This is a genomic window from Rhizobium sp. NZLR8, from assembly GCF_019685025.1.
GTDB lineage: Bacteria > Pseudomonadota > Alphaproteobacteria > Rhizobiales > Rhizobiaceae > Rhizobium.
Genome location: NZ_JABDVY010000010.1, coordinates 137786 through 160796, shown reverse-complemented (window position 1 = coordinate 160796; position 23011 = coordinate 137786). Strand labels below are relative to the sequence as shown.

Sequence of the window (23011 nt, the reverse complement as noted above, 5' to 3'; positions counted from 1 at the left end):
GCATTCATCATCTCATTAGCCGCCGCCGAAGCAATGCGGTCGACACGAGGAATGGTACGACTATGTAGATGCAGAGAACGCCGATATGCAGGCAGACATTGGCGATTGGTTGGCCCAGCATCATCGGGCGGATAACATCTATTGAATGTGCCAAGGGCAAGAAGGCCGCTATCTGTTGGAATGCTACGGGCAATTGGTCTATGGGAAAGACAGCGCCTGACAAAAACAACATCGGCGTGATGACCAGCGTTTGATAAAATATGAAATAATCGTAGCTGGGCGCGAGGGCCGTAACGACCATTCCAAGGCTCGCAAAGGCTAAGCCAGTGAGGGCGATGACCGGAAGCGCATAGAGAATGCACAACCAGTGGGTGTATCCCAGCATGGCGGCGACGATACCGATACCTGTGCCCGCCAACGCCGCCTTAGTTGCTGCCCACGCCATTTCCCCAACGACGATATCCCCTAGCCTGAGCTGCGTGTACAACATTGCCTCCCAGGTGCGCTGGCCCTGCATTCGGCCAAAGGCCGCATAGATCGTCTCGAAGGTTGCAGCGGTCATCGCGCTTGTCGCGATCATTCCAGCCGCCAAAAATGCAGTGTACGATACGCCGTCAACGCGCCCTACCATCACTCCCAATCCAGCGCCGAGCCCGAATAGGTATATTATGGGATCGGCCAGATTTCCGAGAATGGATGCCAGCGCCGCTTTTTTCCAAGCCAGATAGTTTCTGCGCCAAACTGCGAGCCAGTTCAAACCGCCAGCGGGTAATGTTGCTACGCTCATCGTCTACTTCTCCATCTCGCGTCCGGTTAACCGCAAGAAGACATCCTCTAGATTTGGTGGACGCTCCAGCAAGCGCAGGCCCGAATATCCACGCAGTTGCGCGCGCACCTGCTCTGGATCAGGCGTGTAGCAGAACAGGGTCTCTCCGCTGATTTCCAGTCGCCTAGCGTTTGGCCTGATCAAAAGACTAAGCTCCTGCGGATCGCCACCATAAATTTCGATCACGGGACAGCCAATCTGCTCCTCGATCAGGGCATGCGGTCGGCCTTCGGCGATCTTTCGCCCAGCTTCAAGCACGCACAGCCGGTCGCACAAGCGCTCCGCCTCTTCCATGATATGGGTGGTCAGAAGAATTGTCTTGCCTCGTGCCAACAGCGATCGAAGCCGCTCCCAGATCAAGTGTCGCGCGTGTGGGTCGAGACCAGTGGTCGGCTCGTCCAAAATGAGTAGCTGTGGGTCATTAATGAGCGCACGCGCCAAAGTGAGGCGCCGCTTCATTCCTCCCGATAGGTCTGCCACACGCGTATTCGTCTTGCTCTCAAGTCTCGCAAAATCAAGCAGAGACGGGATGACCGCTTCGATTTCTCGGGTGCTCATGCGGAAGTAGCGGCCGTATACCAAAAGGTTTTCGCGAACCGTGAATTCCAAGTCGAGATTATCGAACTGTGACACGATCCCGATTTTCGCGCGTGCCAAGCGAACCTGGCCCGGCTCCTGCGCTCCGAGTACAGTGATCTTGCCTGCACTTGGCGACGTCATTCCTAGGATCATACGGGTGATCGTACTTTTACCTGCGCCGTTCGGTCCTAAAAGACCAAAACACTCTCCTGCGGCGATAGTAAACGACAAGTCATTGACGACGACTTTACCACCATATGATTTCGAAACGCCGGCCAGGTCGATTGCGACTGGGGACAACGAGCCAGAAGGCGAGTCTATAGCCTTAAATTTCGAACGGCCCTGCCGCTCCGATATGATGATATGATCCTGGTGCGGATCAGCGATTGTCGTCTTCAAATTCGCCAATTGCCCGTTCATTTCTTGTCCCAAATTTTGAGCTGCGGTGACCCGTTCATCACTCGCCACTATAGGCAATTTCAGATGTCGCCCGCCCTGGCATTTTGGTGGCGCCCTGCTGACCAACAGTGGGCGCAACAGCGACTGATCCGCGCGACAGCCAGTCGCTATTGGACAAGGTACAAAGGGCATAGGCCTTCAAGGGAATTAAGAGAAAGATGTTCACGAGCGTGTGGAGAGCAAAACCCAGAAACCTAAGTTCGCGGGCGCGATAGGCAGCCACGCTGCACCGTATAAGAGTCATCGATCCAATGACCAGGATCGTCCACCATGGTACTGTGGCGGTCAGCGCAAACTGGCCAATACCCGTCAATACCGACAGCGCAAGAAGCAGAAGGCCGCCATTTTGCCCGATTGCGTCCAGCGTGAGATACCGATCGAGGCCAGGCAGTATGGGGAGCGCAAGCAAAGTATCCCGAAAGGTGCTGCGTGCCCACCGTAGTTGTTGACGCAAATAAACACCCATTGTGTCAGGAACGACTGTCGCCGCGATGGCGCTCGGAACATACTCAGTTCGAAAGCCTGCGCTCAGCATGAGAATCGTCAAATGGCGATCTTCACCGAAGTCACTCGGCTTGCCGCGATAAAGCTGCGTCTCGTACTGATCGAGCAGCGAAAGCATAGCAGACCGACGGTACATCGCACATGGGCCGCAGCAACACATAACTGCACCGAAGCGAGCTTGTGCCGCGCGCTCCTCGTTGCAGGCAAGCCAGTACTCCATGTCAATCAAGCGAGTTAGCCAGGTGTCCGCCTGGTTACTGGCTTTCATTTGGCCCATCGCCGCACCGACTGCTGGATCGCGCATCTTGTGGGAGAGCTTCGAGACGACGTCGGGGGCGATCGTCGTGTCTGAGTCCACATTCAAGATGAGGTCCCCAGAGGACTGGGTTATAGCGGCGATTTGCGCTTTGCGCTTTCCAACATTTTTAGGGAGAATTGTGAAGTTGAATCTCTCATCGTCTGCATACACAGCGCGCTGAGCCACCACCGCGTCCCGATTTTTGGAACCATCGTCGACTACATAAATACGCAATTTTCCGACGTAGTCCTGTTCCGCAAGCGACGCGAGGCATTCCGAAAGAACGATTGGGTCCTCGTTGAAGCACGGCACGATGACATCAACGCTCGGCACGGGGGTGGATTCAATGTCTTTCGCAGGTGTTGTTGAGATCGTTGTCCGCCTAGCATGAAAAACCTGCGCGCTCTTGTAAACGGTGGAGAGCATTGCATAAAGCGAGACGGCGGCGATGCTGGTTGTTGCGAGCAGGGTCATGGTTTCTCGTTTGTCCAGTGTTTCAGGGAAGCGGGCGAATTTCGAATCCGCGGCTATGCAGTGCCGGAATAATTCGAGAGAGTGCTAAAAGCGTCTGGTCACGCAATCCGGCAAGCGAGCATTGCTCAACCTCATCGGGAGGACACCCGTCGTGCAAAAGCACGATTGCACCAGGCTGAGCAGCCGCAAGCACCTCATCAACGATCACGTCGACGCCCGGGCAAGACCAATCTCTAGGGTCGGCCGACCAGTGAACTGCTCCAAGTCCAGCCCTCATCGATGCTGAAAGCACGTCTTCAGTCCAAACCCCGTAAGGCGCTCGTAAGTGCCGGACCAAGGCTTGGGGACAGGCCGAGACAATAGCTTGATGCGCCTCGTCTATTTCACGTTTGACATCCTTGGGATCGCAGGTGGCGAGGTCGGGATGCGTCATGGTATGATTGGCGACATCATGACCTTCCGCCACAAGACGCCGAATGAGGTCGGGGTGATCCTTCACGTATGAACCGATAGCAAAAAATGTCGCCGGGACACCGTGCTCAGCTAGAACATCAAGGATTTGCGGCGTGCAGTATGGATTAGGACCATCATCGAACGTCAAATAAACGCAGCGATCTTCCTGGCCGCTTGTACGATTGACCGGTACTTCGCTCATATAGGCAGGCCGCTTCATAGTTCCGACCCATTTCGTTCAATCAACGAGCCCGCAGGCCACTCCGTCATCGGACGGTCGACGGGAACTACCAATACGAGGACATCTTCAGTGCGCGTGGCTGGCAGGTCGGAATGCGCGTCTGGAAGCGTGGAGCGCACACGTAGCCCGGTCATCATATTGGCGGCACCGTCTCGGCAGTATCTTTCCATATGATTCCGCATGGCGTGGCGAACTGTTCCAAAAGCAAATGGAACGCTCAACTCGCGCAGAACCGGAAACATGGCGCGGACCGAGTGAGCGATGCCTAATCCTTCCAGATCCGGTCGCACTCCGTACAGGCCTAGCTCGGCCACAAGCAAATCAGTCGTACCGACCTTTATGAAGCGGCGTAACAAGCCCATGTGGCTAGCGACGCCGCGCGAGTCATATGCGATCGCGCGGCGTTCGGGCCTCGCACCACCCCAGCTTCGGCCAGTCTCGAACGGCTTGGCATTGAAAGCTCCCGTCGGCCCATAGGTCTTGCAAAAAAAATCAGCGAGTTCCGCGTGGTCCGAAGCTTCCAGCTCATTTTCCCAGCATATTTTCCATCGCACTTCAGAAGACATGCAAAAGCTCCACGTTGTTTCTTCACCCAGCCACGATCAAAGCCGCGAGATGCACACGACTATTGGATTGCCGGTTAGACAATCGAGCGGTTAGGAGAAGTAAAGAATTGAAATCGGGCCCTTGCCCGGCATTTCGATTTTTCGTTCCCGGCCTTGATATTGATCAAGTTCCGGCTTTTCTATAAGTGATCCGAAAGATTGGTAAAATTGATTGTTTGGATGGCAATCATCTATGGAATGGATATACACTCATGCGTTTTAAAGGCCTTGATCTCAACCTTCTTGTAGCGCTCGACGCTCTAATGACCGAGCGCAAGCTCACAGCAGCGGCACGCAGCATCAACCTCAGCCAACCCGCCATGAGCGCTGCCATCTCCAGGTTGCGCGCCTATTTCAACGACGACCTTTTTATCATGCAGAGACGGGAGCTAATTCCGACCCCGCGTGCAGAGGCACTTGCCCCCGCTGTTCGCGAGGCCCTCTTGCATATTCAGCTTTCCGTCATCGCATGGGATCCAATAAACCCTGCGGAGTCCGACCGCCGATTCAGAATTATCCTTTCAGATTTCATGGCCTTGGTCTTCTTCGAAAAAATCATAGTGCGCTTAGCTCGGGAGGCGCCAGGGGTCAGCTTCGAGTTGCTGCCACTTGACGACGATCCCGAGGAGCTTCTCCGCCGCGGGGATGTTGATTTTCTGATCCTACCCGATCTATTCATGTCTGGCGCCCATCCGAAGGCAAGGCTTTTCGAAGAGAGACTGGTGTGCGTCGGCTGCCCTACGAACGAGCAGTTGCAAGGGAAGCTCTCCCTGGAGCAATATATGTCCATGGGACATGTTGCGGCTAAGTTCGGACGTGGTCTTAAGCCTTCCGTTGAGCAATGGTTATTGCTGCAGCACGGCCTCAAGAGGCGTATTGAACTCGTTGTCCCGGGGTTTAACTTGATCCCACCGTTGCTGTCAGGCACTAATCGAATAGCAACCATCCCCCTGCGGCTGGTCAAACATTACGAACAAACTATCCCCCTGCGGATCATCGAGCATCCTTTGCCACTTCTTTCGTTCACTGAGGCTGTCCAATGGCCGGCTCTTCACAACTCTGATCCTGGAAACATATGGATGCGCGAGATTATGGTCCGAGAGGCTTCGCGCATGGAATCTGAGACGAAAAGTTGTACGTCGTAAGCGGCACCGCCTGGTTCGTTTCACAGCCGCAGTAGTTGGAATGGACGCTGATCATTGGAACCTATGCATTCGGTCCCCAAACGAGGCATCACGTTACAGGCAGGCCCCGCTGCCTCAGCTCATCTAGCGATCGAAGCCATTATGCCGAGAGCGATGGTTTCTACCTGAGAAGGTGCCATTTGTTTGCTTTCCCTGGCTTAATGCAAAAGTGATCAGAACTTTATTCCTGTCACTTATGTTCGGCTCATTGCTGAAAACCAGCATCATGTCGCGGCGACTTCACCGACCTCCCGCACATGCTTTCTGCGCCGCACTGACAACGCGCCGGCCCGGGAAAGCGGCCAAGCTCAATACTTTCGAACCGCGTAATCACGCTTTTCCTGGAGGGTTTGCAACTGCGCCGGCGCATGAATTCAGCCGCGGCGATGCCCGAGTCACAATCCATAGCGTGGATGCTTTTGATCCACACAATCAATTTTACCAATCATTCCATATGATCCATAGCAGGGCAACCGCGCGGTGACGTTCCGGTAAGTTTATCGGTTTCTGTCGTCGTTTCGCATAACGAGCCGGAACATCTTCCGATGTTATCAGCAATTAGATCGAGCCTTCTCGCAAGGCCGTCGGTTTGTCGAAATTAGGCATGATGGAAAGGAATACAAATGGCTGATCAACTCACACTGGAAATTATCAGTGCGATCAATAAGCTCGTCAAAGCTGAAAACGGCGAGAGAACGACCGTAGCGCTCGGCGAAATAACGACTGACACTGAGTTGACTTCGCTTGGCATCGATTCGCTGGGTTTGGCCGATGTCCTTTGGGATCTGGAGCAAATCTACGGCATTAAGATTGAGATGAATACGGCCGATGCCTGGTCGAACCTCAACAATATCGGCGACGTGGTGGAAGCCGTCCGTGGCTTGCTCACCAAGGAGGTCTGAATGGACAGGCGCGTCGTTATCACCGGATTGGGCGGACTGTGCGGACTGGGCACCGATGCTTCCTCTATCTGGACGGAGATGCGCGAAGGCCGCTCCGCCATCGGCCCGATCTCAAACTCAGAGATTCATGAGCTGAAGGGGATGATCGGGACCGAGATCAAGGTGCTGCCTCAACACGACATTGATCGCAAGCAGCTCATCTCCATGGACCGCTTCAGCCTGCTTGCCGTGCTTGCAGCTAAAGAAGCCATGCTACAGGCCGGCCTTTCGTGCGATGAAGGAAATGCCCACCGTTTCGGCGCGACAGTGGGCGTTGGCTTTGGCGGCTGGGACGCTACCGAGAAGGCCTACCGCACCCTCCTATTGGGCGGCGCGACCCGCACTGAGCTATTCACTGGGGTAAAGGCAATGCCTAGCGCGGCTGCCTGTCAGGTAAGCATGAACCTCGGGCTGCGGGGGCCAGTCTTCGGTGCCACCTCTGCCTGCGCCTCGGCCAACCATGCGATCGCTTCAGCGGTAGATCAGATCAAGCTCGGTAGGGCGGACGTTATGCTAGCTGGAGGAAGCGACGCGCCACTCGTGTGGATCGTGCTTAAGGCATGGGAAGCAATGCGCGTACTCGCTCCAGATACTTGCCGGCCATTCTCCGCCGACAGGAAAGGACTAGTTTTGGGCGAGGGTGCGGGCATGGCCGTGCTGGAAAGCTATGAGCATGCCGCCGCCCGCGGTGCAACGATGCTTGCCGAGGTCGCCGGCATCGGCCTTTCCGCCGATGCCTACCACATCGCTGCACCAGCTGTGCATGGGCCGGAGGCGGCGATGCGCGCCTGCCTTGTTGATGCGGGCCTAAACGCCGAGGACGTGGACTACCTCAACGCCCATGGCACCGGCACCAAGGCCAACGATCAAATCGAAACGATGGCGATTAAGCGTGTCTTTGGTGACTATGCTCGATCGATCTCCATCTCTTCCACCAAATCCACTCACGCGCACTGCCTCGGGGCAGCAAGTGCGCTCGAAATGATTGCTTGCGTGATGGCGATCCAAGAAGGTGTCGTGCCGCCGACGGCCAACTATCGCGAGCCAGATCCCGATTGTGATTTGGACATCACGCCAAATGTGCCCCGGGAGCGCAGGGTGCGCGTGGCCATGAGCAACGCTTTCGCCATGGGCGGCATGAATGCTGTCCTTGCGTTCAAGCAGGTGCAATGAAGTGGGATCGTCACGATTGACCCCTTGTAGGGCCAGCGGCACATGCTTGAAGCAAGCACCCCGATTCCCGTCTCAGCAAGGTCTAGCTCCAATTCCCCAGATACTCGCGCATCTGAAAAATGGTCCTCCGCCCAGCCACGTTATTCAGCTTTCACGTGTCGCGGGGGAGCTGGAGCCTGACTATTCTCGTCGCGGGAGTTCTCACTCGGCTCGCTGGTCGACTAAAGTTGACGCCTCATCCTTTCTGCCACGAACAAGGAGTGTTACTATGAATTCCACCTCCGCCTCCGCCCGATATCGTGCCAGGTGCTAGCTAGCTTGATCGCGAAGTAGTCGCACTCAAGTACCGTCCTCCCGCGAACAAGATCTGAGAAGTGACGATGACACGCAGCCAAAAAGAGAAGATGCTGGCAGGCGAAATGTACAACGCAGCGGACCCCGAGATCCAAGCCGAGCTGCTCCTCACCGGGGCTTGGTTGAAGCGGTATAATGACACGCTGGGCGACTCCGCCGAGCGGTGGAATGCGCTCCTTTTAGAACGATTGGGAGCAGTCGGGCTTGGAGCGGTTATTCGTCCTCCGTTCCACTGCGATTACGGGTTTAACATCCGGTTAGGAGCTTGGGTTTACATCAACTACAACTGCGTCATCCTTGACGTGGCAGCGGTGACTATCGGTGACGGAACCGCAATAGGCCCTGCTGTGCAAATTTATACCGCGGACCATCCACATGCTCCAGAGCAGCGCCAGGCTGGACTGCAGTTGGGACGACCTGTCAGCATTGGCAGGCACGCCTGGATTGGCGGTGGAGCAATCATTCTCCCGGGGGTGACGATTGGCGATCACGCTGTCATTGGCGCTGGTAGTGTGGTCACGCGAGATGTTCCTGCAGGAAGCACGGCCATGGGAAATCCAGCTCGGGTCAAGGCTGGTGGACGCTTGCCAAAATCCTAAAACCAGGCGTCGGGTTAAATCCGGCGGTAAGAGGTAGTTTCTTTGCTTGTGCGAACGGAACTTCTGGGCCGCCATGGCCCCTGCGGTTCAAACTGTCGGCACTTTCACTCTGACGCCAACCTCTTTGCAAATGCGGCTGGGCAGTCCTGCTGACCGATTCGTGATCACGTTTGCATGCAAAGGGGCAACTACGCCTTAGGGTCAGCCCGCAGACACATACCGCTTCACCTGCAGAAAAACGAATTGCCTTTCAGTCCGTGCGCCGATGAAAGACAATTGGCGGCATGTCGTCGGCAAATAGCAATTCGTGTTGGCGCGAACATTTTCAGAGGCAGGCGCCCAACACCCCGGGCGTAGCTTATCAGTCGACAGTTTGCAGAAGGCGTCGTTCGCTGCCTACAGCGTCTAACCGACGCAACCCGAGTGCGCGACATCCATATCGTGGATGATAGCTATCGCAACAATCAATTTTACTAATCTGTTTGGATTTAATAGCACCCGCTGGAGGACACGCAACGAGCGGCGTCCGCCTTCCTGATTACCGGTCGGGGGCTCTTGGGACATGGGTGACGAGCATGTGTGGGATTGTTGGCATAGTGGGACGGAAGCCCGTGTCGGAGCGGCTGATAGAAGCCTTGGAGCGACTGGAATACCGTGGCTATGATTCAGCCGGCGTTGCTACGATCTGCGAGGGAGAATTGCACCGACGCCGCGCAGAAGGCAAGCTCGTGAACCTTAAAACGAGATTGAAAAAAGAGCCCCTGAGCGGCACCGTCGGCATCGCCCACACGCGCTGGGCGACCCATGGCGCACCGACAGAATGCAACGCACACCCGCATTTTGCCGATGGCGTAGCCGTTGTTCATAACGGCATCATCGAAAATTTCTCCGAGCTGAAAGACGGATTGGCAGAGGTAGGGGCCAAGTTCCAGACCGACACGGATACCGAGGTGATTGCGCATCTCCTGACAAAATTCCGTCGGGATGGCATGGGATGCCTTGAGGCCATGCATGCCATGCTGAAGTGCGTCAAGGGCGCCTTCGCTCTTGCCATCCTGTTTGAGGATGATCCCGCGACCATTATGGTAGCGCGCAATGGACCACCATTAGTGATAGGCCATGGCGATGGTGAGATGTTTCTAGGCTCCGACGCGATCGCTCTTGCTCCGTTCACCAATGACATCACATATCTGAACGATGGCGATTGGGCTGTTGTAGGCAAAACGAGTGTCCAGGTTTTCGATATCGAAGGCAAAGTCGTCACGCGCCCACGGCACATATCGCTTGCTACCGCAGGCCTGGTCGGCAAGGGAAATCACCGGCATTTTATGGAGAAGGAAATCTACGAGCAACCCGAGGTCCTCGCCCGTGCTCTTGGTCACTACATCAATGTCAACGAAAATCATGTCAAAGCCATTTCAACCGACATCGGTTTTGCCAGGGTTGAGAGCCTCGCAATTTCTGCCTGCGGCACTGCATACCTTGCGGGACTGATTGGCAAATATTGGTTCGAGCGCTACGCACGCTTGACGGTAGAGATTGATGTCGCCTCCGAATTCCGCTATCGCGAAATCCCATTGTCGCCACGGTCGGCAGCGCTCTTCATCTCTCAATCTGGTGAGACGGCTGACACGCTTGCATCGCTCCGGTATTGCAAAGCACAAGGTCTGAGAATTGGTGCTGTCGTCAATACCCCAGAATCAACAATTGCCCGCGAGGCAGATGCCATCTTTCCGATCCTCGCCGGGCCAGAGATCGGCGTTGCTTCTACCAAGGCATTCACATGCCAGCTTGCTGTTCTCGCTGCGCTAGCCATCGGCGCGGGCAAGGCGCGGGGCACAATCACGGACGACGAGGAACAAGTGCTCGTCCAAAGTTTGGCGACGTTGCCGGGCGTTATGCGACAGGTGCTGAACGACATCAAGCCGAAGATCGAGCTCTTGTCACGGGAATTGTCGCATTACCGCGACGTGCTCTATCTCGGCCGCGGCACGAGTTTCCCATTGGCTATGGAAGGTGCGCTGAAGCTCAAGGAGGTCTCCTATATCCATGCTGAAGGTTATGCAGCAGGAGAATTAAAACACGGTCCGATCGCCCTGATCGATGAAAATATGCCAGTCATCGTCATCGCGCCACATGATCGGTTCTTCGATAAGACTGTCTCCAATATGCAGGAAGTGGCCGCCCGCGGCGGCCGCATCATTCTGATCACCGACGAGACGGGAGCTTCGATGTCGAAACTCCCCACCATGCACACTATCGTATTACCCAATGTCGAGGAGATTATCGCGCCGATGATCTTTGCTCTGCCGCTACAGCTTCTTGCGTATCACACGGCGGTGGTCATGGGGGCAGATGTGGACCAGCCGCGGAATCTAGCTAAGTCAGTCACAGTCGAATGATTGTGACGATTGGTTAAATCGCAGCTCGCCTCCGGGAAAATCCACGACTTGATCAGTCATCAAATAAGTGAGGTCGAATGCACGAACTTTCGCTCGCCGACGTGCCGTCGCGAATTGGCCAGGAACTCGGCAAATCCGAATGGATCACCGTTGATCAAACTACAATCGATCTCTTTGCCGACGCGACACACGATCATCAATTCATCCACGTGCACCCGGAACGCGCGGCAGTCGAAAGCCCGTTTGGTGGCACGATCGCTCACGGCTTCCTGACACTCTCGCTTCTGTCGGCGATGAACTTCAGCGGCATGCCAAGGATCCGCGAGCAGACCATGGGCCTTAACTACGGCTTAGACCGGGTGCGTTTCATGTCACCGGTCAAGACCGGCAGTCGTGTGCGCGGTCGCTTCGTTCTCTCTGAATGTCAATTTCGCGGCGCAAGCATGCTGGTGACCACCTACGAGGTGACGGTCGAGATCGAGAACGAGAACCGACCGGCACTCACTGCCAATTGGATCACGATCATTCAGTTTGACCCGAACGACAGGCCTAAAGGGATTTGACGCCAGCTCGCGCCAGCGGGTGTCGACTTGTTGTTTTGGCTGCACGCGATTTCGTAGTGTCACGCCGGAATTCTCGATCTGCTGCGTCGGCAATTGCGCGCTGGCATCATCCTTCGGGCAGGCGAAACGGGTTTGAGTTGAATTTCGCTGTAATGGAGGCTGATTAATTGCATTCGTTCCGTCTGGCCGCTGCGGTGTTGCCGCTACTTTTGTCATCTTGCATGCTCGGGCCCGACCATGCACCGCCGGAAACGCCTTTGCCGGAGAAGTTTTCCGAGGGTGCAAAACAGAGCGCCGGCGATGTTGCGGTGTCGGCGTGGTGGGATTCGTTTTCAGATCGTACGCTCAACCAGTACGTTGCCTCCGGCCTGGATGAGAACCTCAGCGTTCAGCAGGCGCTCGAAAGGGTTAATGCCGCCGCCGCGGACGTCACCATCGCTGGCGCCGGGGGCCTTCCCAAGGCATCACACACGACAAGCGGCGAGATCGGCAAAGGGGGAGATGTCACGAGCACACAGAATATCTCCAGCGTGCAACTATCGTTGACCTGGCTGCTGGACGTATTCGGTCAGTACCGGCGCAGCACTGAAAGCGCACTGGCTTCTCTTGATTCTGCGCATGCGGCTGTCGACGCCGCAAAGCTAGCTCTAATCAAAGATCTTGTTTCCTCCTACATCGACGCCCGGTACTACCAGCAGCGCGTCTCGATTTCCCGAGCGAACCTGAAGTCCCGCCAGGAGACCTACGATTTCACGAATTTTCAAGTCGAAGCGGGAGCGGCTTCCAGGCTGGATGTCTTGCAAGCCGAAGGACTTGTCCGATCGACGATTGCCGAAATACCAAGGCTAGAACTGAATTTTCGCGTGTCGGCGCATCACATTGCGGCCCTCCTCGCTTTGCCGTCGGAAACAGTGATCAAGCAACTGCAGAAAAGTGAAGGGCAGCCGGTCTATCGCGGAAAGATCAATGCCGGCATTCCCGCCGATCTTATTCGCAATCGATTCGATATTCGCCAGGCTGAACGGGATCTCGCCGCCGCGACTGCACAGATCGGCGTGGCGGAAGCACAGCTTTACCCCGCGATAACGCTCTCCGGCTCGATCACCCCTTCCTATATCAAGCAGCGCGGCCGTCACGGGGGTATCTTGAAATGGTCCTTCGGGCCGAGCCTTGACCTCCCAATTCTGGACGGCGGCCGTTTGCGGTCAAACGTGGAGACTTCTAAATCGGACGCCGCAGCAGCCTACATAAGCTGGAAATTAACCGTCCTGACAGCTGTGCAGGAAGTCGAGGACGCTTTGACAGCCATCCGACGCGACGTTCACACAGAGAACTCACGTCGCAGGCAAGTAGAAACGATCGAAGAAGCACTGAAGCTTTCGACGGCCTCGTACACGGATGGTGCCTCTTCTCTCCTCGATGTTCTCGAAGCGCAAAGGCAGGTGTCCAGCGCTCAGGCGAGCCTCGCTGCGGCGATCCAACAACTGGCCAAGGATCACGTGCGGTTGAATGTAGCAATCCGCGGTGGTTTTGCGGCTCCCAAAGTCGCGTCACCCAGGGAGGCCTCGACGGTTGCAGCCGCAAATGCAAACATCCAATCCGCACATTCGCAATAGCCGAGCGCTGGATGCGGGATGGTTTAACCTGATCACGTCATTAGCGCGCCAGCGCCTGAGTTGTATTGGCGCCGGCCGGGAGGTCGTCCAATCGCGGCACATGCCCTTCACCACCTCCCGCTTACGAGCAGGGCTTAGAGCTAATGGGATGGTCCGCCCTGTCTCCCGAGAGCATAACGGAGGTGGGCAAAGGAGGGCTGAAATTATGGATCGCAACCAACTGCGCCAATGCGCCGTCTTCGGCATCGATATCGGAAAGAACCTCTTTCCCGTGGTCGGCCTGGATAGTTCCGGCGCGAGACGCTACTGCAGTTCTTCGAACGAGCGAACAGAACGCTTGTCGGAATGGAATCCCGTCCGGGTTCCCAATGGCTTGCGTTAAGTTGCAGACGATGGGGCATTCCGTCCGCATCATCCCGGCGCAGTGAAGTCTATGTAAAATCGAACAAGAATGACATCATCGATGCTGCGGCGATCGCAGAAGCTGCAAGGCGACCGACGATGCGCTTCGTTGGCATTAAGCAAGCCGATCAGGTCGATCTTCAGATGTTGCATTGGGTGCGTATTCCGATGAAACCGGCCACCGATTCCGATTTGAAGCCGGCCATTTTTCGGGCTGATCCTGGGTCTGTTTGATGTTTGGATCGGGTTTTGTGTCAGGTCAAGCTTTGCTGTGTTTCAAGCGCCATCGGTGAACGCTGTTTGCGCATACTTTCGCCAATGAGATCGATGCCTCGGCGTTGTGAACGAGGCGATCCAGTATCGCATCGGCGGCGTTGGATTTGAAATAATTTCCCACCAGCGATCCAGGGGCACCTGGCTTGTGACGATCGTCGAGCGACGCTCGTAGCGGTCTTCGATGATCTCGAGAAGATCGCGGCGCTGATCATCGTTGAGTTTTTCCGGTCCCCAGTCATCGAGGATCAGCAGGTCGGTCTTGGCGATAGATTTGGGGATTCTGCCGTATCGCCCGTCACCCCTTGCAAGCGCGAGCGTGGCGAACAGCCGGGGAACGCGGTGGTATGCAACGGAGAAATCCTCGCGGCATGCTTTGACCGATGGATGCGGCCCAGCGCCGAAAGCGATCTGGTGTCCACTCAGCGTATCGCCGGTGGGAACTGGGCATGTGATCTGGGTCGGCTCCATGACGACAGCCGCCATAGCGGCGCTGATGGACGGCGATGCGCTTGCCGCGGTAAAAGATCTCGATGGTGCGCGCCGTTGCTCTAAGATCGACCTGCTGGCGAATGAGGGCATGGGGGACGGAACTAAAGAAGCTTTTGAACTCGACGTGATAATCGGTCGAGACACGGACCAGACGCCATTCGGCGAATTCGTAGTTTCAACCCGGGAGGCTAGCGAGCGCAGCACGTTCGACACGTTCAAATACTTGCCGCCGGGTAACACCCAATCGACGCATGAGGTGATCGTTGATGCGATCAAGTGCCAATAGCGGCATTGGCCTCAGCCAGCGAGAAGAAAGTCAGCTTGCGCAACCGCCCCAGGATGCAGGTGGCGCATGGCGGCGTCGTCATCGGCGACGAGAACTTGTTTCAATGGCGTACCTTTACTGGTGCAGTCGATCAATAAAATCACGTCGTTTCTATTTTCAGTTCCCTGCGCCATGTTGGAAAAGAGAAGCGCCCCAAGGGTGGAACGCTCCTCGGATCTTCAATTAAATGAAGCCGAAATTTTCCGCCGTGAGCGAGGTAAGATCCGACATGTCGTGCAGATTGTCGACATGAGCGAAGGCATGCGCGTGGTTCGCAGAATCAACATAGGCTAGTGTCGCACCGTGAGTTTTGCCATCTTGACCGAGAGTTTTTTCATCATGGTAGACAATGATGTCACCGGGGGCTTCGTGATCAATAGCAGTCGCGGCGGCAGCGGCAGACGCAAAGCCTCGATCAGTGATTACCACGACATGCTCGCCGTGCGCGCCTTCGGCCGCGCCGTTGTAGAAGGTGTCCACAAATTCGCCCGGAAAGCCCTTGGAATGATTGATGAAATTTGCATCAAACAGATTCCGGTCACCACCGAAATCTGCGGCGTCCAGGACAAAGCGGTCCTGCTTCGTGTCGAAATCCATCACACTCGTATAGCAGTGCGTTGTTCCAACCATAGGGTTGTGGAACCGAAACACGAAGGCGTCGCCGTCGTCGCCGCCAGTCAGAACATCTGCGCCGTCACCAGCCACAAGTATATCGCGGCCAGGGCCGGCGTCGAGCACGTCATCGCCCTCGCCGCTATGCGGTATTACGCGGTGAGGGTCGGTGACGTATAAGGGGTAGGAGGCGTCGCTGTACAAGAGATCGTCACCACCGTCGGCATGGATTACGTCTGAGCCATTCCCGCCGTAGGCAGTGTCATGGCCCGGACCGGCCATGATGTAGTCTTGGCCGTCACCAGCTTTGATCCGATCATCGCCGTCGCCGGCATCAATCCAGTCATTCTTCTTGCCGCAATCGATAGTGTCGTTGAGATTGGATCCCCAAATAAAACCGCCTTTATCACTGCCTTTGATATTCATCGCATATACTCCTTATTAGGCAACGGGCGCCGCCTGTGCCCCTTATCTTTTCCAAGAGCGAATTAGTGAAATCCATTGTTTTGATATGACCTATTTGAATGACGGATGCGAAAATGTTTATCTCGGCGGCACCGTGCGCCCTTCGCGGTGGCCGGCAGAATATGAAAAAAGACTTGGGGCGATGACAATCGGCGGCCAAGCAGCGGCAACAATGTCCGCGACACCTCGTTGACGAAGGCGAAAGCTTCCTCCCTCGTATGCGCTGCAGACATAATCTGCAGAGCACCTGATCTTAGGTGCTTTGCAGATCGGAATCCTCAGCTCCAGGCATGGAGCGGTGGCTTCTCGCCATTCAGGAAATACTTACCCAAAATGGGGTACTTCCAGCGGACCGGGTCGTGCAGAGTATGGGTGCGGGCGTTGCGCCAGTGGCGATCAAGTCCGTGCTCTGCAGGGGTTGAGCGCGTTCCTGCCAGCTCGAACAACTTGTGGCCGCAATCGCGATTTCGGTGGAGAGTATCTTCGCTTCGGCGGTAACGATCTGGGCTTCCGCAACGGTTCGGGAAGAACAAATTGGCGATGCTGATCACCAGCAGGAACAGCGCCGAGATACTGGTCCCGACGACGCCGTCAATGTTGTGAATATCCTCAAGCCGACCCGACGCGTCCCTATGACACGCTTCTCCACCAACGGTGAGCCAACACGGCGGGGTGGGAGTCGGACGGGCGTCTCACCCATCACTCGGGGGTTGCCAGACGGCTGAACCGGCCTCGGGGTCGGGCATCGCACCGCAGGTCGGCAACCGCTCGGCCCCACCCAGTGGCTGACCGACGATCATATCACTGCGAAATACAGGCTCCTGGACTCGCTGCGGATTACAGGCTCCTGGACCAGGAGTGGCAGGGACGCTCTGCGGATCTGGCCGCCCGGACGAGCGTCGTGAATTCTGTCGTGGCATAAGGTCAGCTACAGTCGCGCTTTCGTTGTGCGAGCCTAATTTTGTTGGCGCGGCAAATGCTTGTGCCACCAGCTGGAAAATAAACCATAATATATATGAAAATATATTGTCGTATATTTTCCTTTAAACGGTGAAGTATCAATCCATTCCCGTTTTTGATATAACATAAACGAATATATTCTTAAATATATCCTCTGCGTCTCTTGCCTTAAATCAGGTAATTGTAGAGAGTCTGCTTATGAAAGCAGGTATGACAATGCTGAAATATTCAACAGGCGAAGGGCTGTCGCAGGGAGGAACGTCGGCTATGGTCCAGGAGGAAGGCTCCAGCACAGCAGGGACAACGCCTCCTATGTCCCAAAGAGCGTCGGGTCGACCCAAGACCCAGCGGACGCGATGCGAAACTTGATCCAGTCGAGCGATTTGGCTTTTCTCATGGAAGCTGATGATGCCCTCTCCGCGGGTAAGGCGGGGCCTGCAGACTTTGGGCGTCCAGCCCAGCACCGGATGTTAGTTTCGCTCGTTATGGAGTTACATATGTCGCTAATTAAAAGAAAAATCTTCTCCGTAGGTGTCTTGACGCTAATGGCATGCGGCGCGTCGGCGGCCGATCTAGCTGACCACAGCGTTCCGAGCGCCCCCTCTTATGACGCACCGGGAACCTTCTCGTGGGCCGGGGCTTACGCCGGTCTTCATGGAGGTGTCGCAGCCTCCAAATTCAACCCGTTCAACAATGGTCGCGCCCCAGCGGTGGGCGCTCAGGTAGGTTACAATTTCCAGGCTGGATCGGGCGTTTTCGGCGCCGAACTGGAAGGCTCTTACTTGAACAACGAAGTGCGTGTGCCCGGCGGCAACGTGGAAAGCCGCTTCCGCGGTGGCGCGAAAGCGAAGGCTGGCCTGGGCTTGGATCGCACTTTCGTCTACGGCACCGCGGGCGTCACAACGACCGAGTTCGAGGGCCGCCGCCTCGTATCCGGATCGGACAAACGGAAATCCGGGCCGGATAGCTGGAAACAGGGCTACCTCTTCGGTGGCGGCGTCGAGCACGCGTTTTCGGGCGGCGTGTCGGCAAAGATCGAGTACAACTACGTCATTAACAACGCCGTCCCGACCACGAGCGGAGGCATCAGCTCGAAGTCCGACCTCAACGATAATGTAATTGAGGCGGGCCTTAACTTTCGCTTCTGACGAACTCGTCTGAAGCCTTGAGCAAACGCAAACACCAGGCAACCGCCCGCACGATCGGCCATGCCTCGAAATGCCGGCCCTTGAAATCTTCCATCGGTTGCCGCTTCAGCTTTTCGGTAATCGCATTCAGAATCGTCGGTTCGCTCCACAACTTTTGGAGGGACAATCTCTCGTCCCATGGTCCACATACCGTTAAGCGCCAAAATTTGCCACAGGCCCTGCTTCGAAGTTGTCAGTCATTTGCCGTACGGTTCCGAGTCAATGCCAAGCTAAGCGATCGGGCTGACGCACTCGGTTAAAATTGACGGCTCGAATTGTTTTTCAGACGAGCGGCGCCAAACGGTTGCCGACGACGATCCCGTCTGGAAGATGCGATTTTTGGTTGTATATATCAAGGGTATCTAATATGGTTTTCAGAGTTAGCCGCCCACCGAACTGGGCACTATGACGAAGTTAATCTTGCGCCGAACCGGAGGTTGTCGTGAAGGAAGGATCCTCAGCGGTCTCGAATCTGGTGTTCGATTTCCTGTCAGAGTCAGCCAGTGCAAAGAGCAAAGACGATGTGTTGCTCCTACTTGGAAAAATTTCACAATATTTCGGGTTTAGTTATTTCGCGATATCCGGAATCCCCTCGCCTCCGGAGCGAATTGAACCCTATTTCGTATTGGGCAATTGGTCAGCCGGGTGGTTTGATCGCTATCGTGAAAACAATTATATCCACGCCGACCCCATAGTGCAGCTTAGCAAGACATGTGATCACGCATTTGTTTGGTCGGAAGCTCTGCGAGATCAAAAACTCGATCGGCAGAGCCGTCGCGTCATGAATGAGGCACGCGAATTCAAGTTGATTGACGGCTTCAGCGTTCCTATACACACTGCCGCTGGGTTTCAATCGATTGTCAGTTTTGGAGCGGAAAAGGTAGAGCTCTCAACCTCCGACCGAAGCGCGCTTTATCTGATGGGGGCTCACACACACAGCTTGCTCCGCGCCCAAATTGGGAATGATGCCAGTCGAAAAATTCAGGCCTTACCCATGATCACAACGCGAGAGCGCGAAATCATCCATTGGTGTGCCGCAGGCAAAACAGCAATAGAGATCGCAACGATTCTCGGACGATCCCATCGAACCATTCAAAATGTCATTTTGAACATCCAGCGAAAGCTCAATGTGGTTAATACACCTCAGATGATTGCCGAAAGCTTTCGTCTCAGAATCATTCGCTGAAACACATGGAGTTGCGGGCCACTTCAAAGATCGGGCCTGTTGGGTCCACGACAGCCATCATGATCAGATAGTAGCCCCATTGAAATGCAGAGCTAAATCAGCGCCTGAATTGATAGACAGGCGCAACACAGTTTTCGGTAGGTCGAGCAGAGAGCATCCATTGGGTGACTGCGAGGACGTGCTTTGAATTTGTTTCCTCAGAAGTCGTCCAATGACCGCCTACCGCCAGACGGCCCCCCCGAATTGACCAGTCGCGTCTTTTGGGGTGATCCCCGACAGGTCGCAGTGGTTGGCATTTTCTGGTCGGGCAGCTTGGATTAGCCGCGCACTTTTGACCGGCGCATTTATCATGCAATACGCGTTAAAGCGTGCGGGTAGCCCTGGCAATGTATTCGCCTGGTTGCCATTTGGCCTGCAGTTGACGCTTGCCCCCTCCAAACGTCCGGATGGATCCACAGGCTCACCGCTGAAGTCGCATGTTTTTCCGGTTGACGTTCCCGGATTTCCAACCGGGCCGGCAAGCGTGACGCCGCGGATCACGATGCCAGTTTCTACGGGCTTCGCCGCGACCTTGCCTTTTTGATGCTCCTCAGCCGCTGCCGCCTGCGCGAAGGTGACGGTCAGAGCGAAAGCAGCAAGGCATCCGAAAGCTCTCAAAGTATCAGTCATCAAACTTCTCCTCTTTTGCCGGCCGGCAAGATGTCGCTTCCGGACCGATGTCTCTGAATCGAATGAAAGGACCTGCGCGCCTTTCAAGTTACCGAAACTTGATCAGGTAGTTCACGGCCACGTTCTTGGGACGCGTCTCAAGAGCGGTGCGTGCCGGACTTTCCGGCAAGCCTGTCGATTTGCTTGAAATGGAAGTTCCGGCGGCACTGCCCTGTTGCGAAATTCCCGCCGGCGTCGTTATCTCATAGGGATGCGCGTGAACTTGCAGAGCATCGCATTGGAGTGATCCAACAACATTCGCAACATTATTGCCGGTTGGATCTAGCCGTCGTTTCGCGTCAGGGTCCATACCGCCACCGGCATCGAAACCGCGCAGGAACAGCCCACGGTAGTCTGGAATCCGAAATTCCAGATCGGCCGTAGAATTCCGCTCTCCATAGAGTCCGCCGAGAACGGCGTAGAGTTCTGGATAGGCGGCTGCCCTGAGATAGCGTCCATCGCAAAGCATCCATCCCTGGGCTTCGACGTAGCTGATAGGAGCTTCCGCATTTGTACCCGTAGCCACGCCAGAGCTTGCGCATGGTGTGTTGCTCCAGATTGTATTGACCGAGCTCGAGATGGGGGCAACTTGCCCCGCAAAGGGACAGACCGCACCGATTGGAGGCCCTGCAAACATCTTTGGTTCCTCGGTCAAGATTGATGCGTGAGGGAAGGAATGCCAATTATTATCAACAACAGGTACTCCCAGGCATCAGCTCCGCCCTGACGGGCGGAGCTGATGCCTATTCACCTTGCCATCAAGCCGGGTTGATATCCCAGGTATTGTCCTCTTGGAGCACGCCTACGAGATTGAAGACGGCAGAGGGAAACTTGGCTTCCCTGGTCTGGGTGATCGTGTCGATACTGAGCACCGAGCCGATATTCACATTTGTTCCCGCCGCAATCCAATAGCTCGGAGTTGGCGTGAACGTGTGGAGCAGATTGGTGCCCGCTTGTGCAACATAAGTTCCCGTTCCGGACATGCCGATGCCCACGGAGAACCGGTTGTTTGGCACATTGGCAGCATCGTTAATGACCAATGATCCTGCAGGATCACCCTTGATCGGCGCGGTCAGGCCAGGTCCATCACTTAATGAAAAAGTAGTGGTGTTTCTCCCGCTGGGGCTGCAGTCCTCCACCCCGGAGGAAAGAAAGTCCACGCCAGGAATCAGTTGTCCCGTGTCGCTCCAGACGAAATTATAGGCGAGCTCCCAACTGAATTTGATTTGATTGCCAACCCGAATTTTATACGGAGAGCAGAACCATGCCAAAGAGAAGACATTGGCAACAGGTTGAGGCATCTTTTGATAGACATAGAAGGTCCAAGGTTGCGCCGATCGATTCTTCAACAGCAACGAATATTGCGTTCCTTGGGCAAGCGCCGCGCTTCCCGGCTGAGATGCACGGGCATGATCCGTCATTTCCTTGTCTACGTAGCTGACATGCAAGGACATTTGATTCTCCCTTTCCGCTGATTTTCTATCTTCACGCCAGGACTGATCCAATCGTTTGGACCGCTTCTTTGCCCAGCTCCAACTGAGGCGAGTGTTATTGGAGGCACCAATTCAGCTATAAGTATTTCTGGGTGACGTAAATGAGTAGATATACTCCCTGACAGACTACCATTAACCCACAGCCATGCCCCCGAGACCGGGGACGGTAAGAGCGGTCGAAGCCTATTTAGTCGGTAGCAGATAAGCACCGGCCGAGATGGTTTTCTAACGCAATCACACCAAACGAAAAGCGGCCTGAGAGCCGGCTCGATCGAGCCTTTAGGCGTCTTTGAGCACACCGATGCTCTGCAATTTCACTCTAGCGGCACGAGATGTCGGCATTCTAAACCCGTTGCCCGATCTTTCCGAAACCGCCTTCCCACGCCGCGCGGGATTGTCCGGATTCAAATCATGATTGCGCGACGAATGCTGCGCGAGAAAGTCGCCAATCATCCTCGCCCCAGCGCAGAGGTGAGTAATTCTACTCATTTTGAAGGACCGAAAGATCGTGCATAGTGATCCGGGGGTCAGGTAGCGATGATCAAGATTTGCATTGGGCACTCTCGGGCTAACGCCGCAATCATGGAGAAAATCTGGCGATTTCGACACCAGCAATTTGTGGAACGACGTGGGTGGGAGGCGTTACGCAAGAGTGACAGACGGGAAATAGATCAGTTCGATCACGATTGCGCTATTCATTTTAGCGTTCTCAAGAACAATGCGGTGATCGGGTATTCTCGGCTCCTTCCTACTGTGCAGCCACATCTTCTCTCAACCGTCTACCCGCAAATCATGCGAGGTCAAAAGTGGCCAAGGTCGCACGACGTTTTCGAATGGACGCGGTGGGCGGTCGCAAGCGGTGACGAAAAGATTGACGGGGTTCCAGTATCGCGTGTTTTGATGATCGGGTTGATGGAGTTTTGCCGCGTTGCTGGCATTACCTCGCTCATCGGCGAGACGCACCCAAAGCTGATAAACTCGTTGCATGCCAACGGGTGGCAAACACACATCCTCTCAGAGCCTAGCACTTTCGAAAAAGAATTAGTCGTGCCGCTCGAAGTCATCCCATCGTCCTTTCCGCAGACGTTTTAGGCAATTAGCTGGTATAGGAAATTCCGCTCGATGTTTGAACATTACGTCTCAGGAAGTTTTGGTCACCAATTCGCCGCCAGTCCGGCTCACAAGCGAGGACGAGTCCCCGCCTGGAATTCTTTTGTACAAGCGGCGCCGCATCGCAGGCAGACCCGCTTCTTTACCGGGCGATTGTCGTACGCTCAATGCATAGGTCAGAGAGCCAGCCGCGTAGCCGCCCGGATCGATTGCAGCCAAATACTTCCGCAGCCTATGCCACCCTAGAACGGCATGGGACAATGTACCTCAGTCAATCGCGTCATTGGCCCCTTAGGGGGACGGCGAGGAAAACCAACGGAGAGTCATAACATGGAAACGATAGCTAGCCGTAAGCCCATTGATCCAATCGGTAGCGAGTTGAGCGTGTTTGCCAAGGCGCCGCGCGTCGGACCGACCCCTTCGACCACAGAAATTGCTGCCATGATCAAGGGGGGCAAGCCAGGAGACATGGACAAACTGGACGTTTAAGTTTCATCCGTGTGACCGTCGCCAAGGCGGCGGTCACT

Annotated in this window: 23 protein-coding genes and 3 pseudogenes; 12 read left to right on the top strand and 14 right to left on the bottom strand. The window is 55.4% G+C overall.

What is annotated here, in order from left to right; genetic code table 11:
* Positions 1-7 precede the first annotated feature (7 nt).
* Genes HJB89_RS21745 through HJB89_RS21725 form a run of 5 tightly spaced genes read right to left on the bottom strand, consistent with a single transcriptional unit; the run spans position 8 to position 4400 of the window.
* Positions 8-787: an ABC transporter permease gene (locus HJB89_RS21745; RefSeq protein ID WP_131714752.1), complete on the bottom strand. Its 780-nt coding sequence runs from the start codon at positions 785-787 to the stop codon at positions 8-10.
* Positions 788-790: 3 nt separating this feature from the next.
* Positions 791-1825 carry a nodulation factor ABC transporter ATP-binding protein NodI gene (nodI, locus tag HJB89_RS21740; protein ID WP_077988227.1) on the bottom strand — a complete coding sequence of 345 codons (1035 nt, stop codon included), beginning with the start codon at positions 1823-1825 and terminating at the stop codon, positions 791-793.
* Between the two features lie 37 nt (positions 1826-1862).
* Positions 1863-3140, bottom strand: a complete 1278-nt coding sequence (gene nodC / locus HJB89_RS21735; RefSeq protein WP_131714753.1) for a chitooligosaccharide synthase NodC — start codon at positions 3138-3140, stop codon at positions 1863-1865.
* 22 nt (positions 3141-3162) lie between these two features.
* Positions 3163-3813, bottom strand: a complete 651-nt coding sequence (gene nodB / locus HJB89_RS21730) for a chitooligosaccharide deacetylase NodB (protein WP_077988153.1) — start codon at positions 3811-3813, stop codon at positions 3163-3165.
* Entirely contained in the window at positions 3810-4400 is a 591-nt protein-coding gene (locus HJB89_RS21725; RefSeq protein ID WP_077988154.1) for a NodA family N-acyltransferase, read from the bottom strand. Before HJB89_RS21725 ends, nodB begins: the two co-directional genes overlap by 4 nt.
* Positions 4401-4651: 251 nt before the next feature.
* Here HJB89_RS21725 and nodD1 point away from each other — a divergent pair, with 251 nt between their 5' ends.
* The 8 genes from nodD1 (at position 4652) to HJB89_RS33330 (ending at position 13907) form a co-directional block, all read left to right on the top strand.
* The gene (gene nodD1 / locus HJB89_RS21720) at positions 4652-5584 is read left to right on the top strand and encodes a transcriptional regulator NodD1 (RefSeq protein ID WP_131645740.1); all 933 of its coding nucleotides are present in this window, start codon (positions 4652-4654) and stop codon (positions 5582-5584) included.
* A 662-nt stretch (positions 5585-6246) separates the two neighbouring features.
* Positions 6247-6525, top strand: coding sequence for an acyl carrier protein (locus HJB89_RS21715; RefSeq protein WP_077988156.1), 279 nt, complete (start codon positions 6247-6249; stop codon positions 6523-6525).
* Positions 6526-7737, top strand: a complete 1212-nt coding sequence (locus tag HJB89_RS21710; protein ID WP_077988157.1) for a beta-ketoacyl synthase — start codon at positions 6526-6528, stop codon at positions 7735-7737.
* Between the two features lie 380 nt (positions 7738-8117).
* On the top strand, positions 8118-8690 hold the full coding sequence (nodL, locus tag HJB89_RS21705) for a nodulation O-acetyltransferase NodL (protein WP_131714754.1): 573 nt from the start codon (positions 8118-8120) through the stop codon (positions 8688-8690).
* Positions 8691-9265: 575 nt separating this feature from the next.
* Positions 9266-11092 (top strand): glutamine--fructose-6-phosphate transaminase (isomerizing), encoded by a 1827-nt coding sequence (gene glmS, locus HJB89_RS21700; RefSeq protein WP_131714755.1) that lies wholly within the window; start codon positions 9266-9268, stop codon positions 11090-11092.
* A gap of 77 nt (positions 11093-11169) precedes the next feature.
* Positions 11170-11655 (top strand): MaoC family dehydratase, encoded by a 486-nt coding sequence (locus HJB89_RS21695; protein WP_018068343.1) that lies wholly within the window; start codon positions 11170-11172, stop codon positions 11653-11655.
* Between the two features lie 167 nt (positions 11656-11822).
* Positions 11823-13271 carry an efflux transporter outer membrane subunit gene (locus tag HJB89_RS21690; protein WP_077988160.1) on the top strand — a complete coding sequence of 483 codons (1449 nt, stop codon included), beginning with the start codon at positions 11823-11825 and terminating at the stop codon, positions 13269-13271.
* A 345-nt stretch (positions 13272-13616) separates the two neighbouring features.
* The gene (locus HJB89_RS33330) at positions 13617-13907 is read left to right on the top strand and encodes a transposase (RefSeq protein ID WP_245315075.1); all 291 of its coding nucleotides are present in this window, start codon (positions 13617-13619) and stop codon (positions 13905-13907) included.
* A gap of 20 nt (positions 13908-13927) precedes the next feature.
* On the opposite strand, the pseudogene HJB89_RS21680 reads toward HJB89_RS33330, so the two are convergent.
* From HJB89_RS21680 to HJB89_RS21660, 5 genes and pseudogenes are all read right to left on the bottom strand, one after another.
* Positions 13928-14324, bottom strand: a pseudogene (locus tag HJB89_RS21680) (ATP-binding protein); the annotation flags it as partial.
* Complete coding sequence (locus tag HJB89_RS33815) at positions 14245-14589, bottom strand: Mu transposase domain-containing protein (protein WP_376767662.1); 345 nt, start codon at positions 14587-14589, stop codon at positions 14245-14247. The gene HJB89_RS33815 and the pseudogene HJB89_RS21680, both read right to left, overlap by 80 nt.
* A 146-nt stretch (positions 14590-14735) precedes the next feature.
* Positions 14736-14897 carry a hypothetical protein gene (locus HJB89_RS21670; protein ID WP_020048089.1) on the bottom strand — a complete coding sequence of 54 codons (162 nt, stop codon included), beginning with the start codon at positions 14895-14897 and terminating at the stop codon, positions 14736-14738.
* Between the two features lie 49 nt (positions 14898-14946).
* Positions 14947-15801 carry a calcium-binding protein gene (locus tag HJB89_RS21665; protein ID WP_077988161.1) on the bottom strand — a complete coding sequence of 285 codons (855 nt, stop codon included), beginning with the start codon at positions 15799-15801 and terminating at the stop codon, positions 14947-14949.
* A 317-nt stretch (positions 15802-16118) separates the two neighbouring features.
* Positions 16119-16360, bottom strand: a pseudogene (locus HJB89_RS21660) (SfnB family sulfur acquisition oxidoreductase); the annotation flags it as partial.
* A 937-nt stretch (positions 16361-17297) separates the two neighbouring features.
* On the opposite strand from HJB89_RS21660, the gene HJB89_RS21655 reads away from it, so the two are divergent.
* Positions 17298-17948 carry an outer membrane protein gene (locus HJB89_RS21655; RefSeq protein ID WP_131646312.1) on the top strand — a complete coding sequence of 217 codons (651 nt, stop codon included), beginning with the start codon at positions 17298-17300 and terminating at the stop codon, positions 17946-17948.
* 25 nt (positions 17949-17973) lie between these two features.
* Here HJB89_RS21655 and HJB89_RS33635 read toward each other — a convergent pair.
* A pseudogene (locus HJB89_RS33635) lies at positions 17974-18081 on the bottom strand (IS6 family transposase); the annotation flags it as partial.
* Positions 18082-18429: 348 nt separating this feature from the next.
* Here HJB89_RS33635 and HJB89_RS21645 point away from each other — a divergent pair.
* Positions 18430-19173 carry a LuxR family transcriptional regulator gene (locus HJB89_RS21645; protein ID WP_077988162.1) on the top strand — a complete coding sequence of 248 codons (744 nt, stop codon included), beginning with the start codon at positions 18430-18432 and terminating at the stop codon, positions 19171-19173.
* Between the two features lie 219 nt (positions 19174-19392).
* Here HJB89_RS21645 and HJB89_RS21640 read toward each other — a convergent pair whose 3' ends face one another.
* From HJB89_RS21640 to HJB89_RS21630, 3 genes are all read right to left on the bottom strand, one after another.
* A complete protein-coding gene (locus HJB89_RS21640; RefSeq protein ID WP_077988163.1) occupies positions 19393-19842 on the bottom strand; it encodes a protein rhiC in 450 nt (149 codons plus the stop codon).
* Positions 19843-19930: 88 nt separating this feature from the next.
* Positions 19931-20407 (bottom strand): phage tail protein, encoded by a 477-nt coding sequence (locus HJB89_RS21635; RefSeq protein WP_342588335.1) that lies wholly within the window; start codon positions 20405-20407, stop codon positions 19931-19933.
* Between the two features lie 232 nt (positions 20408-20639).
* Entirely contained in the window at positions 20640-21335 is a 696-nt protein-coding gene (locus HJB89_RS21630; protein WP_077988165.1) for a protein rhiA, read from the bottom strand.
* A 576-nt stretch (positions 21336-21911) separates the two neighbouring features.
* On the opposite strand from HJB89_RS21630, the gene HJB89_RS21625 reads away from it, so the two are divergent.
* Together HJB89_RS21625 and HJB89_RS21620 are read left to right on the top strand one after the other, a co-directional pair.
* A complete protein-coding gene (locus HJB89_RS21625) occupies positions 21912-22466 on the top strand; it encodes an acyl-homoserine-lactone synthase (protein WP_077988166.1) in 555 nt (184 codons plus the stop codon).
* Between the two features lie 348 nt (positions 22467-22814).
* Positions 22815-22973 (top strand): hypothetical protein, encoded by a 159-nt coding sequence (locus HJB89_RS21620; RefSeq protein ID WP_165505241.1) that lies wholly within the window; start codon positions 22815-22817, stop codon positions 22971-22973.
* The last annotated feature ends 38 nt before the right edge of the window (positions 22974-23011 follow it).